Source organism: Paenisporosarcina sp. FSL H8-0542 (assembly GCF_038632915.1).
In the GTDB taxonomy this organism is placed as follows: Bacteria; Bacillota; Bacilli; order Bacillales_A; family Planococcaceae; genus Paenisporosarcina.
In genome coordinates this window covers 1,204,732-1,230,135 of sequence record NZ_CP152050.1, presented here as the reverse complement: position 1 = coordinate 1,230,135, position 25,404 = coordinate 1,204,732, and the positions used below count along the sequence as shown (strand labels likewise).

Genomic DNA, 25,404 nt, shown 5'->3' with positions numbered 1-25,404 from the left:
AGAAGGTTTCCACACGAGGTGGCGTACTTAACCTTCGCACCTATGTTCGCTTCTGCGGGATCTCGACTGTCTCGCTTTCCCTCAGGAGTCTTCGCTGTTTTGCTACATATCACTGATTATTAAAAACAAAACGAAACATCACATAGCCTCTTAAAAAAGTAGGCATCTTTCCCCTTGATCTCATTAACATCGTTTCATAAAGCTTCAACTTTTTATTTCTTACGATTCACTTTAAAAAAATTGCCCCAACACTCCAGTGTTGAGGCTTTTTTATTAGGTTCACTTACAGGACACTACTCGCATGCCCATGATAGATGACACCTGATTCAGCGTCCATCGTGACATCCTGACCGTTTACAATTAATTTAGTGGCATCTTTGACCCCTACAATTACCGGAATCCCAAGACTTAGACCCACTACTGCCGCATGACTTGTCAAGCCACCTTCTTCCGTAATAAGTCCAGCACATTTATTAATGGCCGGCATCATATCACGATCTGAACCAATGGTAACGATAATCGAATCGGTTGTATCAATATTTGCTAAGTCATCTGCATTATTCGCAACAACCGTATGTCCGAATGCAACAGATTTACCAATGCCTTGTCCTTTAGCCACAATATCACCAATTACATGAACTTTCATCAAGTTTGTTGTTCCTGCTTCACCGACTGGTACACCTGCCGTAATGATAACAAGGTCACCATGTTTTACGTAATTATGTTTTAAACTTTCTTCCACTGAAAGATCCAGAATCTCGTCAGTTGAACCTACTTTTTCACCAACAATCGGATAAACGCCCCACACAAGAGTCAATTTACGTGATGGTCGTTCAGTAGAAGTTACAGCAATGATTGATGCACCTTGACGATACTTCGAAATCATTTTCGCTGTATGGCCACTTTCAGTAGGTGCAATAATTGCTTTTGCTTTTAAGTTTATGGATGTATGGGCAACTGCTTGACCGATTGCATCCGTCATTGTGACATCTTTGCTTTTACTCTTTGCAGAAACAATTGCACGATAGTCCAATGCATCTTCCGTACGGATAGCGATTTTATCCATGGTCTTGACGGACTCAACCGGATACATTCCTGCTGCAGTTTCACCCGATAGCATGATTGCATCTGTTCCATCAAAGATTGCGTTTGCTACATCACTCGCTTCCGCACGAGTCGGGCGGGGATTACGTTGCATGGAATCCAACATCTGTGTTGCTGTAATGACTGGTTTACCCGCTTCATTACATTTACCAATTAAGCTTTTTTGAACCAAAGGCACTTCTTCGGCAGGAATTTCAACGCCTAAATCTCCGCGAGCAACCATTAGTCCGTCCGATACCAACAGGATGTCATCAATATTATCGACGCCTTCCTGGTTCTCGATTTTCGGGATGATCTGAATATGCCCACCATCATTGTTCTCAAGCAATTCGCGAATTTCCATGACATCTTTTGCACGACGCACAAATGATGCAGCAATGAAATCAACGTCTTGTTCAATACCAAATAATATATCTTGAGCATCTTTGTCAGTTATTCCTGGCAGTTGTACAGAAACACCTGGTACGTTAACGCCTTTTTTATTTTTCAACGTTCCGGCATTATACACAACAGTATGAATCAAGCCTTCAGTTTGATCTACACTAGAAACGCGAAGTTCAATTAATCCATCATCGAGTAAGATGACAGAGCCTTCACTTACATCTTCAATTAAGCGGTCATAGGTGATAGAAAACATGTCTTTTGTCCCTAACACTTCAGTCATTGAAATCGCTAAAGATTGACCTGATTCCAATTCGATCGCATCGTTTTCCATTTGATGCGTGCGAATTTCAGGGCCTTTTGTATCCAAAAGAATACCGACGATTTTCCCGGTTTTCTTTGACGCTTCACGAATACGCTTAATACGTTCTCCGTGCTCTTCATGATTTCCATGTGAAAAGTTCAAGCGAGCGACGTTCATCCCTGCTTCGATTAATTTTTCAAGCATTTCAGGTGATTCACTGGCTGGTCCGATTGTACATACGATTTTTGTTTTTCTCATTGTTGTATCCTCTCCATTACACTAAATGGCTAATTCTTTTGATAGTTTATACATAGTTAAATCTGCTTCATGCTTTCCGTCGAAAGCCTCAGTCATAGAATAGTCTACCACTTGATGATTACGCATGCCAATGGCAAGTCCTCCGGCACCTTCCATCAACTTTTCAACAGCCCGAGCTCCGAAAAGACTGGCTAATACGCGGTCCCGTGCAGTCGGAGAGCCTCCTCGCTGAATATGCCCGAGGACAGAAACCCGAGTTTCTATCTGCGCATGCTCTTTCAATAAATCGGCAAATTCATTGGCATTCATGACACCTTCTGAGACAATAATAATGCTATGTTTTTTTCCGCGTTCATGTCCACTGCGAAGGCGGGAAAGTATATCTTCTAGATCAAACGGTTCTTCCGGAATCACGATTGTTTCAGCCCCACCGGCTAAACCTGCCCACAAAGCCAAATCACCCGCATCCCGGCCCATCACTTCTATAATGAAAGTACGCTCATGAGAAGTTGCCGTGTCGCGAATTTTATCTATTGCTTCAATCACCGTATTGAGTGCTGTATCAAAACCTATTGTGAAATCCGTACCCGGAATGTCGTTATCGATGGTGCCAGGCACACCGATGCATGGAAATCCTTGGGATGTTAAAGCCATTGCTCCGCGATAAGAACCATCTCCACCAATCACAACAAGACCTTCAATGCCATGTTTTTTCATTTGGTCGATGGCTTTCAATTGTCCTTCTTCGGTTATAAACTCGAGACAACGGGCAGAATGCAATTTCGTTCCGCCTCTTTGAATAATATCCCCAACTGAACCCAAGTCCAACTGTACTATCTTGCCATCAATTAGACCTTGATAACCATTATAGACACCCATGACTTCCATATCATGATAAATTGCTTTTCTGACAACTGCACGCAAGGCTGCATTCATTCCTGGTGCATCGCCACCACTTGTTAAAACACCGATTCTTTTCAATTGGATGTTCCTCCTTTGCCAAACCATATATTCACATTAACATGTTTGAACGCTCATTGTCAGTGAAAAAAAATAAGGATGCGATATACGCATCCTCATTCAGCAAATTCCCCGATGGATTTGAATTTCTCATAACGATTATCGACCAATTCTTCTTTACTCAGTTTGCTGAGTGAATCTATTGAACGTTGAAGTGCTTCTTTCATATAGATGGCTTGTTGCTTTGGATCACGATGTGCGCCACCAACTGCTTCTTGAATGATTTCATCAACAATGCCCATTTGTTTTAAATCGGGTGCCGTGATTTTCATTGCTTCCGCCGCTTGTTTAGCCAGAGCAGAATCTTTCCATAAAATCGATGCTGCCCCTTCAGGCGAAATAACAGAGTAAGTGGAGTTTTCGAGCATATGAACGTGGTTTGCAACTCCTAAAGCCAATGCACCGCCACTTCCACCTTCTCCAATCACTACACTTATGACAGGCACTTTTAGCCCGGCCATCTCGAGAAGATTTCTTGCAATCGCTTCGCTTTGTCCGCGCTCTTCTGCAGCTTTTCCGGGATAAGCTCCTTTTGTATCAATAAAACAAATAATGGGCCGATTGAACTTCTCTGCTTGCTTCATCAATCGTAATGCTTTCCGATAACCTTCCGGGTGCGGCATTCCAAAATTGCGGCGGATATTCTCTTTCGTATCTTTGCCCCGTTGATGCCCGATTACAGTAATCGGGCATCCATTAAACGCTGCAATGCCTCCGACAATGGCTTCATCATCTCCGTACGAACGGTCTCCGTGAAGTTCAATAAAGTCCGTGAAAATTTCACGAATATAATCCAATGTCGTTGGACGTTCTGGATGTCTTGCGACTTGAACACGGTCCCACGGTTGCATGTTGTCATAAATATCTGTTTCCAGTTTTTGAAGGCGATCTTCTAATTGCTGAATTTCTGTCGATAAATCAACTTCAGCATTTGAAGTGAATTCTTTTAACTCACTGATTTTATCACGTAATTGAATAACGGGTTCTTCAAAAGGAAGAGTCTTTACCATATTAGTTGCCTCCTTTCGAATGAAGCTTCACTAGTGTAGATACGGTTTCTTTCATCGAAGAACGATGGACCACTGCATCCAATTGTCCATGTGCCAATAAAAACTCAGCCGTCTGGAAATTTTCAGGTAGTTTTTCCCGTACAGTTTGTTCAATAACACGTCGGCCTGCAAATCCAATCAAAGCTTTAGGTTCAGCTAAATTGATGTCCCCAATCGACGCAAAACTTGCAGATACCCCACCCGTTGTAGGATGTGTCAGGATGGAAATAAATAGTTGTCCTTTTTCGCTATGTCGATTTAGCGCCACGCTTGTTTTTGCCATTTGCATAAGCGAAAGTACGCCTTCTTGCATGCGGGCTCCACCGCTGGCTGTGAAAATAATAAAAGGCACTTCTTGCTTCGTTGCTTCTTCAATAGCTCGGGTGATTTTTTCACCCACTACAGATCCCATCGAACCCATGCGGAAATGCGCATCCATAATAGCTACAACGATTTTACGTCCGTTCAACATTCCTGTACCAGTCAAGACAGCTTCGTTCAATCCTGTTTTCTCACTATCCGACTTAATTTTATCCGTGTACCCTGGGAATTTAAGTGGATTGACTGTTGCCAAATGATCGTCCATGGATACAAATGTTTCTTCATCCAAGAAAATTGCTACACGTTCATGAGCCGTCATTTTGTAATGATGATCACAAGCTGGACAAACTTTTTTATTTTTGATTATGTCTTTCGTCAACCCGATATGTTTACATTCCGGACATTTTGTCATTAAACCTTCTGGAACATCTGTTTTTGATGCATTTGAAGGAATCGTTACATATTTATTTTTACGATTTCTTGAAAATATATCACGAATCATGTGGTTTCTCTCCCTTGTGTTAACCATCTTGTCCAAGCAGTATATGAGCGAATCGCTTCATCAATTTTCCCATCTATAATGGCTGTCAATAATTGTTGAATGTAATTATTTTCTTCAATTTCAGAGTGTCCTTGGTATGGTTCTTCTCCATATTGCTTCAAAAGAAACCACATTTTCAGTGACAATCGATTATTACTTGAAATGAGTATTTCCCGAATCATATCCTCGCGCACAATGGTTCCTACTTCTTGCAGTTGTTTGAGTAAACTCGCCCATACCGGCAGTTTATTCAGAATAGGAGATCCTGCGACTATGCGGATGGCTTCTTTTTCGTGTATTTCACGCGTAACATGAATATCCTCAATGGATTTCGAATCTTGCAAAATAAACGTCGACAAGACTTCAACTAATTTGTGCTTTCGAAAATCTGTCAGAAAAGTACCTTCTCCACGTTTAGTTTCAATTAATCCTAATAGCTCCAGACTGCGCAGTGCTTCTCGAACGGTCGATCTCCCTACTTGAAGTCGTTCCGCCAATTCACGTTCAGATGGAAGTTTCCCCCCAGGTCGTATGTTTTCCGATTGAATAAGAAGTCGAAGTTCACGAACGATTTGCAAATACATTTTTGTCGTTTGATTTGTCATAAAACGCCCTCGACCTTCCATAATTTTCAAAGTGGTCTGACCACTCAATGAACCTATCATACAAAAAAATTGTCATCCATGCAATGGCAAATTCAAAAATCACATTCCGGAATAATCAAAATGTTTAAGCATGAGTGATTTAGAAAAATCTACAGAATAAACACAAAAAACGACCTAAAGGATTAACGTTAGGTCGTCATTTCGACAGCGTTTGCATATTTTTCACAATGATTTGTGGCTTACCTTGCCGCCATTCCACAGTGCCTTCGATTTCTAAAACATGCTGTTCTTTAATGACAAGATTGTGAGAAGCATAGTCTTTCGGAAATACCGTACATGAAATATCTGACGTCTCATCCTGCACGGTTACAAATGCCATAGACTCACCTTTTTTGGTGCGAATTCTACGGATTTCTTCAATCATGCCGACAATGACCACCGCCCGACCATTACGTGCATATTTGATTTCTTGAATTGGAGTTGCATTAATGGTCATTTCTTTTTTCAATCTTTCTACCGGGTGATTGGACATATACAATCCAAGCGTTTCCCTTTCAAACTGAAGTTTCAGCATTTCCGGCATGTCCGAGTTTTTCACATACTTGGGCTTTCCGAATGTCGTGACGTCTCCATCAAATAAATCCTGTTCTGCTTTCGGTCTGACGAGTTCCGCGTATTGTACTGCCGCATCAAGAGTTGCAAGCAGTGTCGCTCGATCTTGACCGAAGCCATCAAGAGCACCCGCTTTAATTAAAGGCTCTATTTGTTTACGTGAAAACTGCTCTGCCGATAAACTGACGGCAAGTTCGAAAATGTCTTGCCACAGTGGATGCGCTTGTTTTCGTTTTTGCAACAAGTCCCGTAAAAAGATATTGGAAACTCCTTTAACTGCAGACAATCCAAATCGAATCGCACCATTTTCTACTTGGAACGTCAACCCGCTTCTATGTATGGACGGAGGAAGTAAGGCAATATTATGCTGTTTGACTTCTTGAATTAGGCGCATGATTTTTTCATGGTTACCCATTGATGCTGTCAATAACGATGCGTAAAAGTAAGCAGGATATTGAACTTTTAAATAGGCCATCTGATAGGAAATCATGCTATAGGCTACTGCATGACTTTTCGGAAATCCATAATCTGCAAATCTGACAATCAGATCATACACTTCATTTGCTTCTCGCTCAGTAAATTGATTTTTCTGTGCCCGTTCTACAAACTGTTGGCGCTGCTCATCCAATACTTGTCGATTTTTCTTACTTACTGCACGTCTTAAAATATCGGATTCGCCAAATGTAAATCCAGCCATTTTAGAAGAAATTTGCATGATCTGTTCCTGGTAAACAATTACGCCATGCGTTTCTTTCAATATTGGCTCAAGCATCGGGTGGACATATGTCGTCTTCTCTTCCCGGTGTTTTCTGCGTTTATACGTTGGAATATTATCCAATGGACCTGGACGATACAGGGCGTTGACTGCCACAATATCCAGGAAATGAGTCGGCCGGATATCACGGAGGGCTTGTCTCATTCCATCTGATTCCAATTGGAAAACCCCGGTCGTATCCCCCTGTTGAAGGAGCTTGAACGTTCCTTCGTGATGAAGCGGGATTTTTTCGAAATCAAGCCACTTATGTTGATCGAACCAGATCATGGTACGGATTCTCTCTAAAATGGTTAAGTTTCTTAATCCGAGAAAATCCATTTTAAGCAACCCACTCTGTTCCACTTCTTTCATTGGCCATTGGGTTAAATAAATGCCGTCTTGTCCTGCTTCAATCGGCAGTAGCTCTACCAATGGAACAGGTGATAAGACAACTCCTGCCGCATGAGTTGATGCGTTTCTAGGCAAGCCTTCGAGCTCCTTAACGGTGTCAAACCATTTTTGATGTGTACGGTCCATGTCAATCCATTTTTTCAGGTTTTCAGAGCTGTTCACTGCCTCTTCAAATGAAATGCCGGGTTTATTCGGCAGTTGTTTGGATATCATCTCTAGAACAGAACTATCAAATCCAAAGACACGTGCCACGTCTCTAGCAGCTGCTTTTGCCGACAAAGTTCCATATGTTACAATTTGGGCCACGTGGGTATGTCCATATTTTTCAGCGACATACTGGATGACTTCATGTCTTCGGTGATCGGCAAAATCGATATCAATGTCCGGCATTGTGATTCGTTCAGGATTCAGGAAACGTTCAAATAATAAGCCGAATTGAAGAGGATCGACGTGTGTAATAAATAACGAATACGCAACGAGGGAACTAGCAGAAGATCCACGACCGGGACCAGTCAATATTTGATTGTTTTTCGCATACTCCATAAAGTCTGCCACAATTAAAAAATAATCTGCATAGCCCATTTGATTAATTACATTCAGTTCCATTTCGAGACGCTCTTTATATGACTCATCAAATGTTGCCAAGCGCTGACTAAGGCCGGTCATACATTTTTCACGCAAAACATCATGTGTCGACACATTTTCAGGTACCGGGAATTTTGGCATATGGTATTGATCAGTGACAATTTCAACAAAACAGCTTTTTAGTAGTCGTTCTGCTTCTTCCAGCCACTCTGGCTGATCGGCAAACCATTCGATCCATTGTTCTCGAGTTGGCAAATAGTGATGCTCGTGCTTTGGTTTCACTCGCTGTGCGTCACTAAGCTTCACACCGTTCGCAATGGCTTGAGCCACTTCATACGCAAAGGCATCACTTTGAGAAACATAATTTGCCTGATGAGTTGCAATTAATGGGATTTGTCTTTCGATACAATTTCCAACCATTTCATTTTCACTGTCAGCAATACGTCCACCTGGTCGTTCTATTCCAACCAGCAGACCAGAACCTAAGCAATCCTTTAAGGCATCCAATATGGATTCAACTGTTTCTAGCACTGCGATTTTGGAAAGCTGTACAACTACAAAACAGTCTTCTTTATAAGCACGGAGCCATTTTAATGGCAGTGCAGAAAGTGCTTTGACTTCTAGTGCGCTACTGATTTTCAATAAGTTCTGATAGCCCAGGTTGGTCTTGGCATACAGTTGGACTTCAACAAGTGTCTCGTCAGTCAGTTCAATAAGACAAGTTAAACCGATTACTGGATGTAAACCGGCTTTCTTGACAGCTTGATAAAACGGCATCACACCGTATAACCGTCTATTGGTAATGGCTACCGAAGTCGCCTGTTGTTTTTGAAGGAAAGGAATCAATGCTTCCAAGCGAATCGTGCTATTAAGTAAATCTGCAGATGTCCCTACTTGTGGATACACTGGGTACATTGGTCCTTCCCCCTTTCAACTTACTCACATAATTTGTTTAGTTTAGCAATTACTTCATCAGCATCTTTCCAGGAATAGATTGATGCTCCTGCAGCAAGCGGATGCCCACCGCCACCATACTGCTTGGCCAATTCATTGATTATAGGACCTTTAGAGCGAAGTCGCACTCGAATTTGATCCTCTTCTTCGATGAATATTATCCACGCTTTAATTCCTTTTACGTTGCCAAGAGAACCGACAAGTAACGATGTTTCGCTTGCAGTCACACCGAATTCTTTCAACGTTTCAAGCGGTAGTTTAACGTAAGCCGCCCCGTTGTCATTCATGACGAAGTGCTGGTAAATATGACCTTGTAAATGCAATAGATTACGTTCCACTTCGTACATGCCATTAAATAATTCAGTACGATCAAAATTATATTTGATTAATTCGCCTGCCGTGTCAAAAGTCTTTTGACTTGTACTTGAGAACATAAATCGTCCGGTATCTCCGACGATTCCTGCAAATAGAACACGTGCGGCTGCATCAGACATTTGCCAATTTGCACTAGTCTTGCCTTCTTCGTAAAGATCATAAATCATTTCACTTGCAGAACTTGCTTGCGTATTGACCCATAATAAATCACCGTAGGCATCATCATTCGGGTGATGATCGATTTTGATTAGAAAAGCACCCGATAGGTATCGTTGATCATCAATTCGTTCTGTATTTGCTGTATCTGTTACGATAATAAGTGCACCTTCAAATTGGGCATCACTCACTTGGTCAGGCTCGGCAAGAAAGCTTAATGTTTCATCATGTTCCCCTGTAACATACACCTTCTTGTCAGGGTAACTTGCTTTGAGAATTTCTTTTAAGCCAACTGAAGATCCGTAAGCATCGGGATCTGGTCTAACGTGCCGATGAATAATGATTGTTTCGTAAGCCGATATTGTGTCAATGATTTGACGTTTCATGATTTTCCCTCCGACCTTTCGTGAATACCATTCGCAATTCTGTAAAAATGTCGATACAATAATGACAGTTTCATTTAATAACAGGAGGTTTACGATGATAAATGCTGTATTTATATTTCTGATTGTAATTTCATTTGCGTTTTATTTTTATTTTAAAACGAAGCAATTTCGCAGTGAGTTACCGATTGCCAAAAAGTGGTATTCGAATCGTGCTTTAATAGCACTTGGTAGCTTGTTATTTTTCTTTGGTCTTAACCAATTATTCTTATTTCCCACAACATTAACGTATGTTATCTCAGGGTTATTTATTGTTATTGGTTTGTTCACCATGGTTAATTATTATCGTGTGGCCAAACATTACGGTCAATTTGTAGAAGAAGAATTTAATTTGAACAAAAAGTGATGCTGTCCAGCATCACTTTTTTTATTGCCATTCTGAGGTTTGACCCTATCTTTCAAGCAACTGGAACATCATCATAGCCTTCCCGACTAAAAGAGTACCATGGAACACATCAAACTCCATTTTCACAAACTTCCGACTCATGTCCAATATTCGAGGACGTACCGTCAACACACTATCCATCTGAACAGGTTTGATAAAATAAATCGTCATGTTCTCAGCGACACTATCTCCACGTTTTCTGTTTTTCATCGCGTAATTGCCCGCTTCAGCCAACAGGGTGGTAAATGCCCCATATGAAATGGCCCCAAATTGATTCGTCATTTGCGGCGTCACGGTAAACTCGACTGCGAGTTCATCTTCTTGAAGGACTTTCATTTGATTTTTGACAATATCATCAATCGTTTCACCATGTTGCGGCTGTCGTTGCGCCAGCTGCAATGCTTTTAAGACATCCTGGCGACTGATAACCCCTTCGAGAATGCCGGAATCATTGACCACCGGCATTAAGTCGATGCCTTCCCAAATCATCCGATGCCCAGCAGTAGCAACACTCGTTTTCATCGTGACTGTGATTGGATTTTTTGTCATGACTTTTTCGATGGATTCACCATAATTTTTCCCTATAACGTCTCTTGCTGTAACGATGCCAACATTTTTTTGATTGGCATCCACCACTGGAAAGCCTCCATGCCTTGTTTGTGCATTTTTGTTATGATACGCTTTCACGTCGTCGGTTACACGCAAGAAATCGGTTTCCTGAAACGGCACATAAATATCTTCAATGAATAAAATTTCTTTTTTAATTAATTGATCATAAATGGCACGATTAATCATCGTGGCAACTGTAAATGTGTCATAGCTTGTGGAGATAATCGGCAATTCTAATTCGTCCGCCACTTTTTTCAAAGACTCCGAGGCTTCAAATCCACCCGTTATCAATACAGCCGCTCCTGCTTTCAAAGCAGTAAAATGGGCTTTCGCCCGGTTTCCGACGATTAGTAGACTGCCTGCATCGGTGTATCGCATCATGTCCTCTAATTGCATCGCACCAATAACAAACTTGGTCAGCGTTTTATGCAGACCATTCTTTCCACCCAATACTTGGCCATCCACAATATTTACAACTTCCGCAAAAGTCAGACGTTCGATATTTTCTTTCTTTTTCTTTTCAATACGAATAGTCCCAACCCGCTCAATCGTGCTGACATAACGCTGAGTTTCAGCTTCTTTGATAGCACGATAAGCAGTACCTTCACTCACCTGAAGTTCTTTTGCTATTCGTCTGACTGAGATTTTATCTCCCACGGGTAAAGACTCAATATATTGTAATATTTGTTCGTGTTTTGTAGCCATGAATTCACCTATTTCCCAAACAATCGTTCTGTTCATAGTGTATCACAAAGCCGTCTTTTTAATTAAATAAAAAAACACAGGAAGTCAGTGACTTCCGTGTTTTGGATTACAATTCTACTCCGTCCCCAGCATTCAGGATATGGACCATGGCATCTTTGACAGCTGCCTTAAAGTCTTGAGGATCTTGTTTGATTGGCGGGAACGTATTAAAGTGAATCGGCACGACAGCTTTTGGTTTCAATAACTCGACCGCATAGGCTGCGTCATCAATACCCATCGTGAAGTTGTCGCCTATTGGTAAAAATGCCAAGTCAATAGGATGTCTTTCACCAATCAATTTCATATCACCAAATAATGCAGTATCTCCTGCATGGTAGATCGTTTTCCCTTCAGCCATAAATAAAATTCCTGCTGGCATTCCGGTATAAATAATTTCTTGATTTTCCGTTTCATAGGATGACCCATGGAATGCCTGAGTAAATTTAACTTTCCCGAATTCAAATTGTCTTGCTCCTCCAATATGCATTGCATGTGTTTTCACACCTTGCCAAGACAAATACTCTGCAAGTTCAAATGGAGCAACAACCAACGTGTCATTCGCTTTTGCAATCGCTACCGTATCCCCTACATGATCGTTATGACCGTGCGTCAATAAAATGACATTTGGCTTTTCATTTTCTGCTATTAAATCAGTCAAGTCATTTCCTGTAATAAATGGGTCAATCAATATCGTATAATCACCAGTTTTTATTTTGACAACTGAATGTCCGTGAAATGATACATACATAAGCTTGAACCTCCTTTATTTTGCTATTTAATAAGTATACGATAAAAATGTCGAATCTCCTTTTTTTTGATATGCTAGAGGAGAGAAAGTTATAAAGGAGTGCTTATATGAGCAAAATCAATCAAATCTCTTCGTATTTAAAACAAAATAATATAGACGCTGCATTTATTACGACACCCGACAACGTTTTTTACGTATCGGGTTTCCACAGCAATCCCCATGAACGTTTGTTGGGTGTTGTGGTATTCCAAAATGCAGAACCGTTGATGATTTGTCCTAAAATGGAAGTGCCTGACTCAAAAGCAGCAGGTTGGTCTTTTGATACTGTAGGCCATCAGGATACAGACAATCCTTGGCAACTATTAAAAGAAGCCATCGAAAAGAAAGGAATCACAATCTCCCAACTTGCCATTGAAAAATCGCATATGACGGTTGAACGCTTGGAAGCACTTCAGGAACTGTTCCCTCAAGCATCGTTTGCGCGATTGGACGACCAGTTGAATGCCATGCGAGTGGTCAAGGATGAAAAAGAATTGGAAATCTTACGTCAAGCAGCAGCTTATGCAGATTATGCAATCGAAGTGGGTGTCAGCGAAATTGCTGAAGGCAAAACGGAGCTTGAAATTCTGACAGCGATTGAACTGGCAATGAAGAAAAAAGGAATTTCCCATATGTCATTTGATACGATGGTATTGAGTGGTCCAAAAACCGCGTCACCACACGGTAAACCAGGTGACCGTAAAATTCAAAAAGGTGATTTCGTCCTGTTTGATTTAGGCGTCATTTACAAAGGATACTGTTCAGATATTACCCGTACGGTATCGTTCGGCGAGCCATCTGACGCTCAAAAAGAAGTGTATGAAACTGTAAGAAAAGCAGAGCAAGATGCAGTGGATGCTGTAAAACCGGGTGTTCGTGCGATGGATTTAGATAAGATTGCACGTGACGTGATTACGGAAGCAGGATACGGTGAATTCTTTACCCATCGCCTCGGACATGGTCTAGGAATTTCTGTACATGAATTCCCTTCTGTAACAGGAAATAATGAAATGGAATTAATCGAAGGCATGGTCTTCACGATTGAACCTGGAATCTATGATCCGAATATTACGGGCGTTCGTATAGAAGATGATGTTGTTGTCACTAAAGATGGCGTCGAAGTCCTTACGAAGTACCCGAAAGAATTGGTTATCATTCCGACAGCATAAATACTTATATAAAACATAAAAGACCTGTATCGCGTTTGGAGCGATACAGGTCTTTTATGTTTGAAATCAAGAATCAACTATATAGATGAGTTGCAATAAATCATTATTTTCAAAAAGGCTCTGTTAAACTTTAATGTTGATTTCTGTTCCAATTTGGACGAATGGCCAATATCTTTCCGACGAGTAATCGCAGGAACACATGATTTCGCCGCCTTCCACTACACTCACCAAAGAGAACAGTAAGAGATATGGAGCATCACTGCGACGAGTAGCCGCAGGAGCAAAATAGTCTTGACCATCACACTAGGAAAGCGTAGCTGTTTTGCGGAATATCAACAGCAACAATTAACATAGCCTACAAAAAAGCCCCTTCTCACTTTGCAGCAAAAAGGGGCTTCATCTTATTTATTTAATAGTTGTTCAACGGCAACGTATGGAAGTCCTTGTGCGTCAGCAACTGCTTGATAAGTTACATGTCCTTCAAGAGTGTTAATACCCTTTAGAAGCGCACTGTTATCTAAACTAGCTTGTACATAACCTTTGTTGGCAATTTGAACAGCATAAGGAACTGTTACATTCGTCAATGCCATTGTCGATGTACGTGGAACTGCACCCGGCATATTCGCAACTGCGTAATGAACTACACCATGTTTTTCATAAGTTGGTTGGTCATGCGTTGTAATACGGTCAGAACTTTCAAAAATTCCGCCTTGGTCAATAGCAATGTCGACTACAACTGAACCAGGTTTCATTGATTTGATCATTTCTTCTGTTACAAGTTTCGGAGCTTTTGCCCCAGGAATTAATACAGCACCAATTACAAGATCAGAATCTTTAACTGATTCCGCAATGTTGAATGGATTTGAGATTAATGTTTGAACATCACGACCGAATAAGTCTTCCAGTTGGCGAAGGCGATCTGGACTTAAATCGATGATTGTCACATCTGCGCCCATTCCTATAGCTACACGTGCAGCGTTTGTTCCTGCAATACCGCCACCGATGATTGTTACTTTACCACGGGATACACCAGGTACTCCACCTAGTAAAATTCCCATTCCACCATGGATTTTCTCTAAGAATTGTGCACCAATTTGAGTGGACATGCGACCAGCCACTTCACTCATTGGTGTTAACAATGGCAATGAGTTGTTTGGAAGTTGAACAGTTTCGTATGCAATTCCAACTACTTTATTATCGACCAAAGCTTGAGTCAATTCAGGTTCAGGTGCTAAATGTAAGTAAGTGAACAAGATTAACCCTTCACGGAAGTAACCATATTCAGAAGCGATTGGTTCTTTTACTTTCATGACCATATCTTGAGACCAAGCTTCTGTTGCGGTTGCAACAATTGTTGCCCCTGCATCTGAGTAAGCTTCATCTGTAAATCCAGAACCAAGTCCAGCTCCTGCTTCGATAAATACTTCATGACCGAAAACAGATAAGTTAACAACACCTGCAGGCGTCATTGCTACGCGGTTTTCATTATTTTTTATTTCTGTTGGCACTCCAATTCTCATTGAAAAACCCTCCTAAGTCATTTATGTAAAATGAATAATGTTATTAAGTCGAATGAATCGACATTTTTAAAACTGATGAAAGCAAATCCATTCTATCAGATATAATTGAAATTTGCTTCAAAAATATTTCAATTATATATTATTGGACTAATCAGAAAAAAGGAAGGTGGTGTAAAAAGAATATGGCAAGGTTAAATACTGGCAATTTTGAACAATATGGACTTGAGGCTGACCCATCTTCCCACAAATTATCGACATGGAAAGAGTACGCAATTATTACGTGTGCCTTTTCAGTCAATGCAGGAATTTTTTTGGTACCTGCTATTGGCAGTTACCAAACTTCCTTGGGTAGCCGCTTTTTTAGCGGTATGGATTAGGGCTCTCCTTAAATTTCAGAGGAAAAGTTACTGCAGGTCTTTATTGGCTTGTACAAAGTAATTCCGGCATCCATTATTACCTTTTCAACGATGAGCTTTGCCTACTTGCTCATTCCTAAAGACCTCTCACCTGGCATGATGGTTTTTGTCATCAGTTCCATTGTCTATCTTGTTCTAAATAAATCATTTGTCACAAATTAGACGATACTTGTCGAAGATCTTTCGTTAAAAAGCAGGAATTACACCTCCTTTAAAGAACTATATTAACGACAGACAAATTTGAAGGAGGATTTGACATGACACTTTCATACAATCACATCTTAGTTGCAGTGGATGGTTCCAAAGAAGCGGAATGGGCTTTCAAAAAATCAATTGGAGTTGCACAACGCAATAACGCCACACTGAATCTCGTTAATGTTATTGATACACGCTCATTTGCTGCAATCGAAGCTTATGACCGATCCATCGCAGACCGTGCACAATCATTTGCGGAAGAACTACTAGGCAATTATAAGAAGCAAGCAGAAGCGGCTGGCGTGACAAAAGTAAATGTGTTTGTTGATTACGGTTCTCCTAAAACATTGATCGCAAGAGAAGTCGCAGCCAAAGTGGAAGCAGACCTTATCATTTGTGGAGCGACTGGCTTGAGCACAGTTGAACGTTTCCTAATCGGCAGCGTTTCTGGACATATCGTTCGGGCAGCAAAATGTGACGTACTCGTCGTTCGTACTGAAGATCATGATTAACCAATAAAACCCAAAGGCTCTTTGCAGGAGTCTTTGGGTTTTTTGAATTATTGATTTGAGATTGTGAAAAATTTATCAATCAAACTGAGTAGTTTATCAATCAGAATCGAACATTTATCGATCATCTTGAGGATTTATCGCTCGCACCTCAACATTTATCAATCAAACTCGTCTCAAAACACTAGTCTCCTTGGTTATGAGATGAGACGAAACCTCACCGGAGCCGAAAAATTTAAAATAATTTAAAACTATATACCTCTTAATTCCTCTGTCCCATTCCGTATAAAGTCTTTTATCACAGTTGATTTCTTCTTATTTCGAGATATAGAGCAAAACAGCGGAGACTCCAGCGGGAAAAGCGAAGTGTCGAAATCCACTCGAACGATCAGTTCGAGTTTGTTCGGCGCAAGCCCGCGGAAAGCGCAGCGTTTTGCGGAATATCGATATTCACATGCAACCTAGTAAGTGTCAGCATTACTTTGCTTCGCTCTTTCCGTTGTTCGGTTAAGGTGCCTCGAAGTGTAGCCCTTCAATGCATCCTGGGTCCTGATTTTACTTTCGTGACATGCCTATAATAAACCAGACAATCTCACCGTATCCCTTGCAATCATTACTTCTTCGTTCGTCGGGATGACAATGACTTTTACCGGGGAATGTGGGAAGCTGATAAATGCTTCTTTTCCGCGAATTTTGTTCAAGTCTGGATCCATGTAGACGCCCATGAATTGAAGACCCGCTAATACTTTTGCACGGATTATTTCACTGTTTTCTCCGATGCCTGCCGTGAAAATGATGGCGTCGACTCCATTCATGCGTGCTGCGTAGGAACCGATATATTTATGAATGCGGTTTGCAAACACGTCAAGAGCTAATTGAGCACGCGGATTATTTTTCGATGCTTCCATTTCTATGTCGCGCAAATCACTTGAAAATCCTGATACACCAAGCATTCCAGACTTTTTGTTCAAGACATCCAATACTTCTTCTGCACTTTTTTCGGTCTTTTCCATCAAGAAAGGAATAAGCGCTGGATCCAGATTTCCTGAACGGGTCCCCATCGTGACACCCGCTAAAGGTGTGAACCCCATTGATGTATCAATTGAGCGTCCCCCATCGATTGCCGCGATACTGGCTCCGTTACCTAAATGACAGGATATCAGTCGAATGGTCTCTACTGGACGATTCAGCAATTCTGCAGCTCGTCCTGTTACATATTTGTGCGAAGTTCCGTGAAAACCATATTTCCTGATGCCGTATTTCTTATAGTAATCGTAAGGAATTGAATATAAAAAAGAACTTTCCGGCATAGTCTGATGAAATGCTGTATCAAAAACTGCCACGGCAGGCACATGTGGTAATGCTTTTTTAAATTCGATGATACCTGCAATGTTTGCAGGATTATGGAGTGGTGCCAAATCCGATAGTCTTTCAAATGCTATAAGGGCTTCATCATCAATTAATACGGAATCGCTATACTCTTCACCACCATGTACCAATCGATGTCCGATGCCGTCGATATCCTGTAGAGAATTCACTGCTTTCTGTTCTATCAGATGGTGCAGGAGTAATTGAACTGCGTCCTGGTGATTTGTAATCTTTTCGATGAATTCGACTTTCTGCCCATTCGTTGTCATGGAAAAGATAGGTTCTTTCAATCCGATACGCTCGATTAATCCTTTAGCCACAACATGTTCTTCAGGCATTTGAAGCAATTGGAATTTTAACGATGAGCTTCCAGCATTGATTGCCAATATATTAGTCATAAAAAAACGCCCCTTTTCCACTTATACAGTCATTGTACAGGTGAAAAAAGAGGCGAACAACTATCAGTTCGTATTTTCTTGATGCCACATTTTAACTTTTTCGAAGAACAAAGCCATGGCTTCTTTATTTGACATATTTGGAACTTTTGCCAGTAACACTTCTTTTGGCTGTTTCAAGTCAGCTGATTTCTTTTGGAGCACCAATAGACTCTTTGCATGAGCTTCATTTTTGAATAAGTTCACAGGTAATTGCACAACTGCCTTAATCCAAGCATGGTTGGCAAAATAAGCGTGAAGTTCTTTCGCTTGTGGTGATTCAAAAATCCCTTGAGGGACAAGGAATACTAAGTATCCGCCGTCAACCGTGTGTCTGATAGATTGTTCGATCATTAAGTGATGTGCAAAAGACATGCCTTCCTTCGCTTTCAACTCATAACCCGCAGCAGTTTTATCATCGGGATAGTATCCCACCGGCAAATCACTTATGACAACATCGGATGGATCAATCAATAAAGGTTGTAACGCATCTTGTCGGTATAGAGTTACAGGTTGCTGCAACAAGTCACCAGTAGAAGCTGCGAGACGAATCAACATATCATCAATTTCGACAGCAGTTGCTGTGGCTTTATCCTGCAAAAAGTTCATTACAGTAAATAATAAATTGCCCGTTCCTGCCGCTGGATCCAAAATCGTGACTTGCTGTTTATCCTTCGTCAATTGATCTACGAAATAGCCAACAAGCAGACCAAGCGAATCAGGGGTCATTTGATGATGTGCCTGAACATGTTCTTTCATGCCTTTTAAAATAGCAAGTTGAATCGCTTTTCGGATATCTTCTTTTTGGAGGGTCGGGATTTTCGGTTCTATATCACCATCCAACCACATTTCTGTCGATTCCAAAACACCCTCAATATACGTTAAGTCTTCTGTTGTTTGCATTTTTTTTGCATGTTCATCGATAAATGTAAATAACTGTTCCATCGAACTGTTCATGAAGTTCTCCTTTTAGACAAACATATCTTGCACGTATGCTGGCGCAAAATAATAATATTTTTTTGAGCAAATGGGAAACCCACTCTATAATCGAGTGGGTTTCTGGATTTTACTTTTGTGCTGCTTTAACAGCGGCAATTGCTTTTTCATAATCAGGATGTTCAGTTGCTTCAGAAACATACTCAACATATGTTACTTTGTCATTGCTATCTACTACAAAGATTGAACGAGCCAACAATCTTAATTCTTTTATTGCCACTCCATATGCTTCACCAAACGATAAATCTCGGTGATCGGAAAGTGTTTGTACTGAATCAATTCCAGCAGCTGCACACCAGCGTTTTTGAGCGAATGGCAAATCATTCGAGATCGTCAGAATGACAACATCGTCTCCAAGTTCAGCAGCGCTTTCGTTGAATTTACGCGTCTGTGTATCACATGTACCTGTGTCCAAAGATGGTACCACACTGATTAATCTTGTTTTCCCTTTTGAATCTGCCAATGTAACCGGGCTAAGATCGTTAGCTAATACTGTGAAATTTGGCGCCGTGTCACCTACTGTTACTTCTTTGCCAAGTAATGTTACTGGGTTTTGCTTAAATGTAATTTGTGCCATGATAACGCCTCCCTTTCCTTCATACTCCTACATCTTACTAGAATGCATTTGGCGGTTGCAACTGACTTGATTCGGAAACAGGTTGATAAGTAGTGATAACCTTCTTTTCATACGTTTGCTCGTGGATAACCATCGTATCTGCTATGAAGTCATGCAACCCCTGTTTTTTAGGTGTAAAACCAACTAACCAGTACAATGGCAAGATTGTTGCCGAGAAAAAGCGGCCAATCCATTCCCTGAACAAAATGGTGCTTAAAGACAGTGATTCGCTTTGCAATGCGATGACACGCAACCCAAAAATCATTTTGCCTACAGTTTGCTTGAAAAACTTCATCATTAGTACGAAATATAAATAGAAAATAAACCCTGTGATGAACCCTATCGGTGCATACCATGTTGCCCCTTGAACATCCCATCCGAATATATGGAACAACGGATAAATGACAATTGAAGTAACGGATGAAATGACAAGTAAATCTATTAAATATGCCCAGAATCGAATCCAAAAGCCAGCAGGTTTCAGGATAAACTCTTCACTATTCTGAACTGTATATTTTGGATTCGGTGAAACAGGATTCACTGCTTCCTTAATTGATGATTCATGTTCATTCGGATCATATCGATCAGTCATTTACTATTCCTCCTCACTTCTCACCGTATAAATACATCATACGAGGTGCGTTATAATCCGAAAGTAAACGGCCAATCAATTGTGACTCCGCGTCTCCACCTAACAACGATTGAGCTTTCATAGAAAATAGACTGGAGAAGCCTTGAGGGTATTCATATTGAATCACTTCTGCATCTTCTAAATCAAAGTCTTTACGAACAGCTTCAATTACGTCTTCCAAATATCCATATTCATCCGCAAGACCGGCTTCAATTGCCTGACGCCCATTCATAATGCGTCCGTCTGCCACTTTCTTCACTTCAGCTTCTGTCATGCCACGGCCTTCTTCAATAATATCTACAAATGATTCATACGATTCATTAATCATGTCCTGTAGCATCGCACGCTCATCTTCCGTCATATCACGGGTTGGGCTCATAATATCTTTATACGGTCCTGTTTTAATCGTAACAAAATCAACACCATATTTTTCAGCCAGTTTGCCGTAGTTGACACTTTCCATAATGACGCCGATGGAACCTGTCAGTGTTTCTTTATTCAAGAAAATTTTATCTGCAGGCGCAGAGATATAGTATCCGCCTGATGCAGCCATGCTACCCATCGACACGTAAAAAGGTATGCCAACTTCTTCTTGCACTTCTTTAATTTTATCATAAATTTGCGCAGACTCGACAACCCCGCCACCTGGCGAATTCACTTGCAAGACCACGGCTTTGATTGTATCGTCTTCTTTAATCATTTCCAGTTGGTCCATGAAAAACTGGTGATCGTAACCGGCTGTTCCAAAAAGTGAAGTAGCCTCGCCAGTATCCTGAATGACTCCGTCCACTGTTAATACAGCGATACGTTTAGATGTATCCCCAACTTCCAGTACGCTCTCGGAATATTCACTTTCTGGCAAAGCCAGCATGTTTTCAAAATTAGATGTCCAATCATTGCTAAAAGCAAAAAATGCCATATTAATGATGGTAGACAAACCCAATAATAGTGCTGCAGCACCTAAAGCAATCCAACGTTTTGCATTCAATTTGATGTTCCTCCTTTTTCTACTCTTAACGTAATACGAATAACATGCCGTAATGTTTCAGAACATGCTAAAATAACGACAAGTATTAACGGAAAGGTCGTGACAGTATTGTCCGAGCGTACACACATTTTTATTTATTCCAAACACGATAAAAGCTCCTTGCAACAAAAATCAATTCTTACGGAAATGATTGCACAACATGGATTCACTACGGTAGATGATGCGAAAAATGCAAACATTATCGTAAGCTTGGGCGGAGATGGATCTTTCCTTCAAGCCGTTCGCAAAACCGGTTTTCGTCAAGATTGTTTGTATGCCGGAATTTCTACCACTGGTTCGCTGGGTATGTATTGTGATTTTCATTTCAATGACATGGATACAGTGATTCAGGCTGTTCAACATGCGGAAATTGAAGTACGTCGTTATCCTATTTTACAAGTTATAGTGGATGACAATCCACCTTTTTATTGCTTGAATGAATTTAGTATCCGTTCAAATATTATTAAGACATTTGTTCTTGATGTAGAAATTGATGGATTGCATTTTGAAACATTCCGGGGAGATGGCATGATCATCGCTACCCCAACTGGTAGCACGGCTTACAATAAGTCGGTCAATGGTGCAGTGGTGGATCCTCTCCTCCCTTGTTTCCAAGTATCTGAACTGGCATCTGTGAACAGCAACAAATACCGCACTCTTGGCTCTTCATTCATTTTAGGCGGTCAGCGTCAATTAACATTACGCCTGCAGCAAGACGGAAATGACTTCCCGACAATGGGCATGGACAATGAATCGCTAAGTATTCAACATGTACAATCAGTTAATATCGAGTTGAGTAACCGCATCGTGAAGACCGTTAAGTTGAAAAACAATTCTTTCTGGGAAAAAGTGAAACGCACGTATCTTTAATTTGGACTCGTTAGAACCTTCAACTGGACAATAACAAAAATCAACCCATTCAATTCAATAAAAGCAGACGAGATATTCTTCTCGTCTGCTTTTTATAATTTCGCCAATTTAAGTTTTCTTGTGCGTGCTTCCATAACCTTGGAGACAGTAAAGAGAATCAGCGCCAGCCAGATTAAGGAAAATGACAGTAAATCAATGGGATTGAACGTTTCGCCATAAATAATAACACCTAGGAACAACATACAAGTCGGAGCAATGTATTGTAAAAACCCAATCATGTATAACGGCATTTGTTGTGCTCCTTTTGCGAATAACACGAGAGGTACAGCGGTTGCAGCACCTGTAAGAATCAACAATACATCCGTCTGGAATGAATCATGAAAAAGGACAGCACGGTCGGATAGAAATAAATAAATGTAATAAATAAACGCAAACGGCACAATAAACAATGTTTCGATTGTCAATCCGCGAACTGCATCTAACGGTATTGTTTTTTTCATTAATCCATATATGGCAAAACTGATGGCAAGTGAAAAAGCAAGCCACGGGAAACGGCCATATGAAATGGTTAAGATGATAACACCGATGGTCGCAATGACAAAGGCGATTTTTTGAGCCGTCGTCAAACGTTCCTTTAAGAAAAAGATGCCCAGCAAAACAGAAATCAGTGGGTTGATATAGTATCCTAAACTGGTTTCCACTAAATGGTTATTATTTACTGCCCAGATATACAAGAACCAGTTTCCTGAGATTAATGCCGAAGCAAAAAATAAGCTCCAGAAAGCTTTTTGATTTTGCCACAATGACATTAAATCTTCAATGAGAAGCTTGGTTTTTCGTGTAATCAGCACGAATAGTAATGTAAATATAAATGCCCATAGGACTCGGCTTGTTATGATTTCATCACTCGGAACATTATGTAACCACTTCCAATAGATTGGGAGAACTCCCCAAACAAGATACGCACCGATTGCCCAAATAACACCTTGACGTTCTTTTTCTAGCATAGCTTCACCTCATTAGTTTGACTCTCGAAATATATCTCATTATAGAATCCTTTTGAGAGAAAGTAAACGACAAAAAACTATTCTTATAAACCTTTTTATCAAAGGCTATAAGAATAGTTTTTTGAGTTTTTATTTAGAAATTTCCTGATTTCTTAGTTCAATTCTTCGTATTTTACCAGAAGCTGTTTTTGGCAGTTCTTCGATAAACGTTATATCACGAGGATATTTGTACGGTGCTGTTAAAGTTTTCACATGGTCCTGTAGTTCTTTTACAATCTCTGGTGATCCCACCGCTGAATCAACCAATACAACATATGCTTTGACGATATGCCCACGAATTTCATCCGGACTGCCCACTACAGCACATTCTTTAACCATTGGATGTTTGACCAAAGCGTCTTCTACTTCGAACGGTCCTATTGTGTATCCAGAACTAATGATAATATCATCACCACGGCCTTCAAACCAGAAGTAGCCGTCCTCATCTTTTGAAGCCTTATCTCCGGTAATATAGTAAGTTCCTCTAAATTGCATTTTTGTTCGTTCCGGGTCTTTTAGGTATGACTTAAATAAAGCAGGTGTATCGGTATGAACGGCAATATCACCAACTTCTCCTGGTGCACAAACTTCGCCGAATTCATTAATGATGTCCACTTGGTTGCCAGGCGTAGGTTTACCCATTGATCCCGGACGTGCTTCCATGCCCTTCATTGTTCCTACCAACAATGTATTCTCGGTCTGTCCATATCCGTCACGCACTTCCAAACCGAATTCCCGCTTGAATGTATCGATAACTTCACGGTTTAACGGTTCTCCAGCAGACACCGCACTATGCAGTGAAGTAAGATTATACGCTGATAGTCCCTCTACTTTCGCCATTATCCGATACTCGGTTGGTGTACAACAAAGAACGTTTACTTGATATTCCTCAAGCAGTGATAAATACGTTTTCGGATCAAATTTTCCGTGATAGACAAAACCGGTCGCCCCACTTCCGAGAGTTGCAACGAATGGACTCCAAATCCATTTTTGCCAACCTGGGCTTGCAGTTGCCCATACAACATCACCTTCATGAATGCCTAACCAATGTTCAGCTGATGTACGTAAATGCGCGTATGCCCAACCATGTGTATGAACTACACCTTTAGGATTGCCTGTCGTACCACTCGTGTATGACAAAAAAGCGATGTCCGTGTTATTTGTGTCTGCGCCAGTAAATTCAGTAGAAGCTTTGGTAAGTTCTTCAGACAATGAAACCCATTTTCCTTTTCCTTCTCCGATAACGAATTGAGTCAGACCATCCAATTTTTCAACTTGATCAAATTGGCTGATGAATGGTTCATATGCCACTATCGCTTTCGCTTCACTATGAACTAAACGGTAATCAATATCTTTTGCTCGCAGCATTTCCGAGCTTGGAATAACGACCAGCCCAGCTTTTAAGGCACCTATGTAAGTGACATAAGCTTCAATTAATCTCGGTACCATGACCAAAACAACATCACCTTGTCTCAATCCACTATTTGTAAAAACATTTGCTGCCTGATTTGCCAGTTGCATCAATTCTTTGTATGTAATTTTTTTCGTCTCGTCCTTTTCACTTTTCCAAATCAATGCTAAACGATTTTCATCGGTTGCATATTTTTCGAATTCCTGGACCAAATTATACGTTGACGGTGCCAATAAATTTTCACGATTCAATTTAGTTCCCCCTTTGTTCAGTGAGCCACCCCTCTTTATTATAGCTACATAATACTGATTTTTCAAAAAGAAGTTTTTATTCAGTCAATTAATTAGTCTCTGATGACTTTTATCCCTCTGTTTTCTGTTCAGTCGTGAAGTCCCATTTTTTCAGACGTCACGACAAAAACTCAGACTGAGTGAAATCTTATCGCTCTTCATAACACAAAAAAACCGGCAGCTTTCGCTACCGGTTCGTTTTATTTTAAATTATTTTTGGTAACCGCCGTTTAATTGTTGCTCTGCCATTTGCACTAAACGCTTAGTGATTTCTCCGCCAACGGAACCGTTAGCACGCGCTGTAGCATCTGGTCCAAGCTGTACACCGAACTCTTGTGCAATTTCATATTTCATTTGGTCTAAAGCTTGTTTAACACCTGGAACGACTAGTTGATTTGAACTTTGATTTGCCATGTCTGTGTCACCTCCTTGTTGAATATAGAATGTGCCGGATGGACAAATTCATGCATTCACAAGAAGTAGTAATATATGGGATTATCTTTATTCA

General features: G+C 40.7%; 24 protein-coding genes. 6 read left to right on the top strand and 18 right to left on the bottom strand.

Features of this window, described 5'->3' with window-relative positions; all coding sequences use genetic code 11:
• Positions 1-283: 283 nt before the first annotated feature.
• The 7 genes from pyk to MHH33_RS06570 all read right to left on the bottom strand — a co-directional run bounded on the left by pyk (position 284) and on the right by MHH33_RS06570 (position 9,816).
• Entirely contained in the window at positions 284-2,047 is a 1,764-nt protein-coding gene (gene pyk / locus MHH33_RS06600) for a pyruvate kinase (protein WP_342543277.1), read from the bottom strand.
• A gap of 21 nt (positions 2,048-2,068) precedes the next feature.
• Positions 2,069-3,028, bottom strand: a complete 960-nt coding sequence (pfkA, locus tag MHH33_RS06595; RefSeq protein ID WP_016426684.1) for a 6-phosphofructokinase — start codon at positions 3,026-3,028, stop codon at positions 2,069-2,071.
• 95 nt (positions 3,029-3,123) lie between these two features.
• The gene (accA, locus tag MHH33_RS06590) at positions 3,124-4,077 is read right to left on the bottom strand and encodes an acetyl-CoA carboxylase carboxyl transferase subunit alpha (protein WP_016426683.1); all 954 of its coding nucleotides are present in this window, start codon (positions 4,075-4,077) and stop codon (positions 3,124-3,126) included.
• A gap of 1 nt (position 4,078) precedes the next feature.
• Entirely contained in the window at positions 4,079-4,939 is an 861-nt protein-coding gene (gene accD / locus MHH33_RS06585; protein WP_016426682.1) for an acetyl-CoA carboxylase, carboxyltransferase subunit beta, read from the bottom strand.
• Complete coding sequence (locus MHH33_RS06580; protein WP_016426681.1) at positions 4,936-5,583, bottom strand: GntR family transcriptional regulator; 648 nt, start codon at positions 5,581-5,583, stop codon at positions 4,936-4,938. The genes accD and MHH33_RS06580 overlap by 4 nt, the downstream gene beginning before the upstream one ends.
• 196 nt (positions 5,584-5,779) lie before the next feature.
• Positions 5,780-8,860 (bottom strand): DNA polymerase III subunit alpha, encoded by a 3,081-nt coding sequence (dnaE, locus tag MHH33_RS06575; protein WP_342543276.1) that lies wholly within the window; start codon positions 8,858-8,860, stop codon positions 5,780-5,782.
• Between the two features lie 20 nt (positions 8,861-8,880).
• Entirely contained in the window at positions 8,881-9,816 is a 936-nt protein-coding gene (locus MHH33_RS06570) for a bifunctional oligoribonuclease/PAP phosphatase NrnA (RefSeq protein ID WP_016426679.1), read from the bottom strand.
• 94 nt (positions 9,817-9,910) lie between these two features.
• On the opposite strand from MHH33_RS06570, the gene MHH33_RS06565 reads away from it, so the two are divergent.
• Entirely contained in the window at positions 9,911-10,219 is a 309-nt protein-coding gene (locus tag MHH33_RS06565) for a YtpI family protein (protein WP_016426678.1), read from the top strand.
• 45 nt (positions 10,220-10,264) lie between these two features.
• Here the strand turns inward: MHH33_RS06565 and MHH33_RS06560 are convergent, their stop codons facing one another.
• Both MHH33_RS06560 and MHH33_RS06555 read right to left on the bottom strand, forming a co-directional pair.
• Positions 10,265-11,572: a DRTGG domain-containing protein gene (locus MHH33_RS06560; protein ID WP_342543739.1), complete on the bottom strand. Its 1,308-nt coding sequence runs from the start codon at positions 11,570-11,572 to the stop codon at positions 10,265-10,267.
• A gap of 106 nt (positions 11,573-11,678) precedes the next feature.
• Entirely contained in the window at positions 11,679-12,359 is a 681-nt protein-coding gene (locus MHH33_RS06555; RefSeq protein ID WP_342543275.1) for a metal-dependent hydrolase, read from the bottom strand.
• A 107-nt stretch (positions 12,360-12,466) separates the two neighbouring features.
• On the opposite strand from MHH33_RS06555, the gene MHH33_RS06550 reads away from it, so the two are divergent.
• A complete protein-coding gene (locus MHH33_RS06550) occupies positions 12,467-13,567 on the top strand; it encodes a Xaa-Pro peptidase family protein (protein WP_342543274.1) in 1,101 nt (366 codons plus the stop codon).
• A gap of 401 nt (positions 13,568-13,968) precedes the next feature.
• Here MHH33_RS06550 and ald read toward each other — a convergent pair whose 3' ends face one another.
• Positions 13,969-15,087 (bottom strand): alanine dehydrogenase, encoded by a 1,119-nt coding sequence (gene ald / locus MHH33_RS06545; protein WP_016426674.1) that lies wholly within the window; start codon positions 15,085-15,087, stop codon positions 13,969-13,971.
• 182 nt (positions 15,088-15,269) lie between these two features.
• On the opposite strand from ald, the gene MHH33_RS06540 reads away from it, so the two are divergent.
• The 3 genes from MHH33_RS06540 (at position 15,270) to MHH33_RS06530 (ending at position 16,210) form a co-directional block, all read left to right on the top strand.
• Positions 15,270-15,464: a hypothetical protein gene (locus MHH33_RS06540; RefSeq protein ID WP_342543273.1), complete on the top strand. Its 195-nt coding sequence runs from the start codon at positions 15,270-15,272 to the stop codon at positions 15,462-15,464.
• A 48-nt stretch (positions 15,465-15,512) separates the two neighbouring features.
• A complete protein-coding gene (locus MHH33_RS06535; RefSeq protein ID WP_342543272.1) occupies positions 15,513-15,665 on the top strand; it encodes a hypothetical protein in 153 nt (50 codons plus the stop codon).
• A 95-nt stretch (positions 15,666-15,760) separates the two neighbouring features.
• Positions 15,761-16,210: a universal stress protein gene (locus MHH33_RS06530; protein WP_016426673.1), complete on the top strand. Its 450-nt coding sequence runs from the start codon at positions 15,761-15,763 to the stop codon at positions 16,208-16,210.
• 569 nt (positions 16,211-16,779) lie between these two features.
• Here MHH33_RS06530 and MHH33_RS06525 read toward each other — a convergent pair.
• From MHH33_RS06525 to sppA, 5 genes are all read right to left on the bottom strand, one after another.
• Positions 16,780-17,973 carry an acetate kinase gene (locus MHH33_RS06525; protein ID WP_342543271.1) on the bottom strand — a complete coding sequence of 398 codons (1,194 nt, stop codon included), beginning with the start codon at positions 17,971-17,973 and terminating at the stop codon, positions 16,780-16,782.
• Positions 17,974-18,036: 63 nt separating this feature from the next.
• Positions 18,037-18,966 carry a class I SAM-dependent methyltransferase gene (locus MHH33_RS06520; protein ID WP_016426647.1) on the bottom strand — a complete coding sequence of 310 codons (930 nt, stop codon included), beginning with the start codon at positions 18,964-18,966 and terminating at the stop codon, positions 18,037-18,039.
• Positions 18,967-19,075: 109 nt separating this feature from the next.
• Complete coding sequence (gene tpx, locus MHH33_RS06515) at positions 19,076-19,582, bottom strand: thiol peroxidase (RefSeq protein WP_016426646.1); 507 nt, start codon at positions 19,580-19,582, stop codon at positions 19,076-19,078.
• A 37-nt stretch (positions 19,583-19,619) separates the two neighbouring features.
• Positions 19,620-20,213, bottom strand: a complete 594-nt coding sequence (locus tag MHH33_RS06510; RefSeq protein ID WP_342543270.1) for an RDD family protein — start codon at positions 20,211-20,213, stop codon at positions 19,620-19,622.
• Positions 20,214-20,226: 13 nt separating this feature from the next.
• Positions 20,227-21,240, bottom strand: a complete 1,014-nt coding sequence (gene sppA, locus MHH33_RS06505; protein ID WP_016426644.1) for a signal peptide peptidase SppA — start codon at positions 21,238-21,240, stop codon at positions 20,227-20,229.
• Between the two features lie 108 nt (positions 21,241-21,348).
• Between sppA and MHH33_RS06500 the strand changes: the two genes are divergently transcribed.
• Positions 21,349-22,149, top strand: coding sequence for an NAD kinase (locus MHH33_RS06500; RefSeq protein ID WP_342543738.1), 801 nt, complete (start codon positions 21,349-21,351; stop codon positions 22,147-22,149).
• Positions 22,150-22,241: 92 nt separating this feature from the next.
• Here MHH33_RS06500 and rarD read toward each other — a convergent pair whose 3' ends face one another.
• The 3 genes from rarD to MHH33_RS06485 form a co-directional block, all read right to left on the bottom strand.
• A complete protein-coding gene (rarD, locus tag MHH33_RS06495; RefSeq protein ID WP_342543269.1) occupies positions 22,242-23,156 on the bottom strand; it encodes an EamA family transporter RarD in 915 nt (304 codons plus the stop codon).
• 129 nt (positions 23,157-23,285) lie between these two features.
• Positions 23,286-24,857: an AMP-binding protein gene (locus MHH33_RS06490; protein WP_342543268.1), complete on the bottom strand. Its 1,572-nt coding sequence runs from the start codon at positions 24,855-24,857 to the stop codon at positions 23,286-23,288.
• A gap of 249 nt (positions 24,858-25,106) precedes the next feature.
• Complete coding sequence (locus MHH33_RS06485; RefSeq protein WP_016426640.1) at positions 25,107-25,310, bottom strand: alpha/beta-type small acid-soluble spore protein; 204 nt, start codon at positions 25,308-25,310, stop codon at positions 25,107-25,109.
• Between the last annotated feature and the right edge of the window lie 94 nt (positions 25,311-25,404).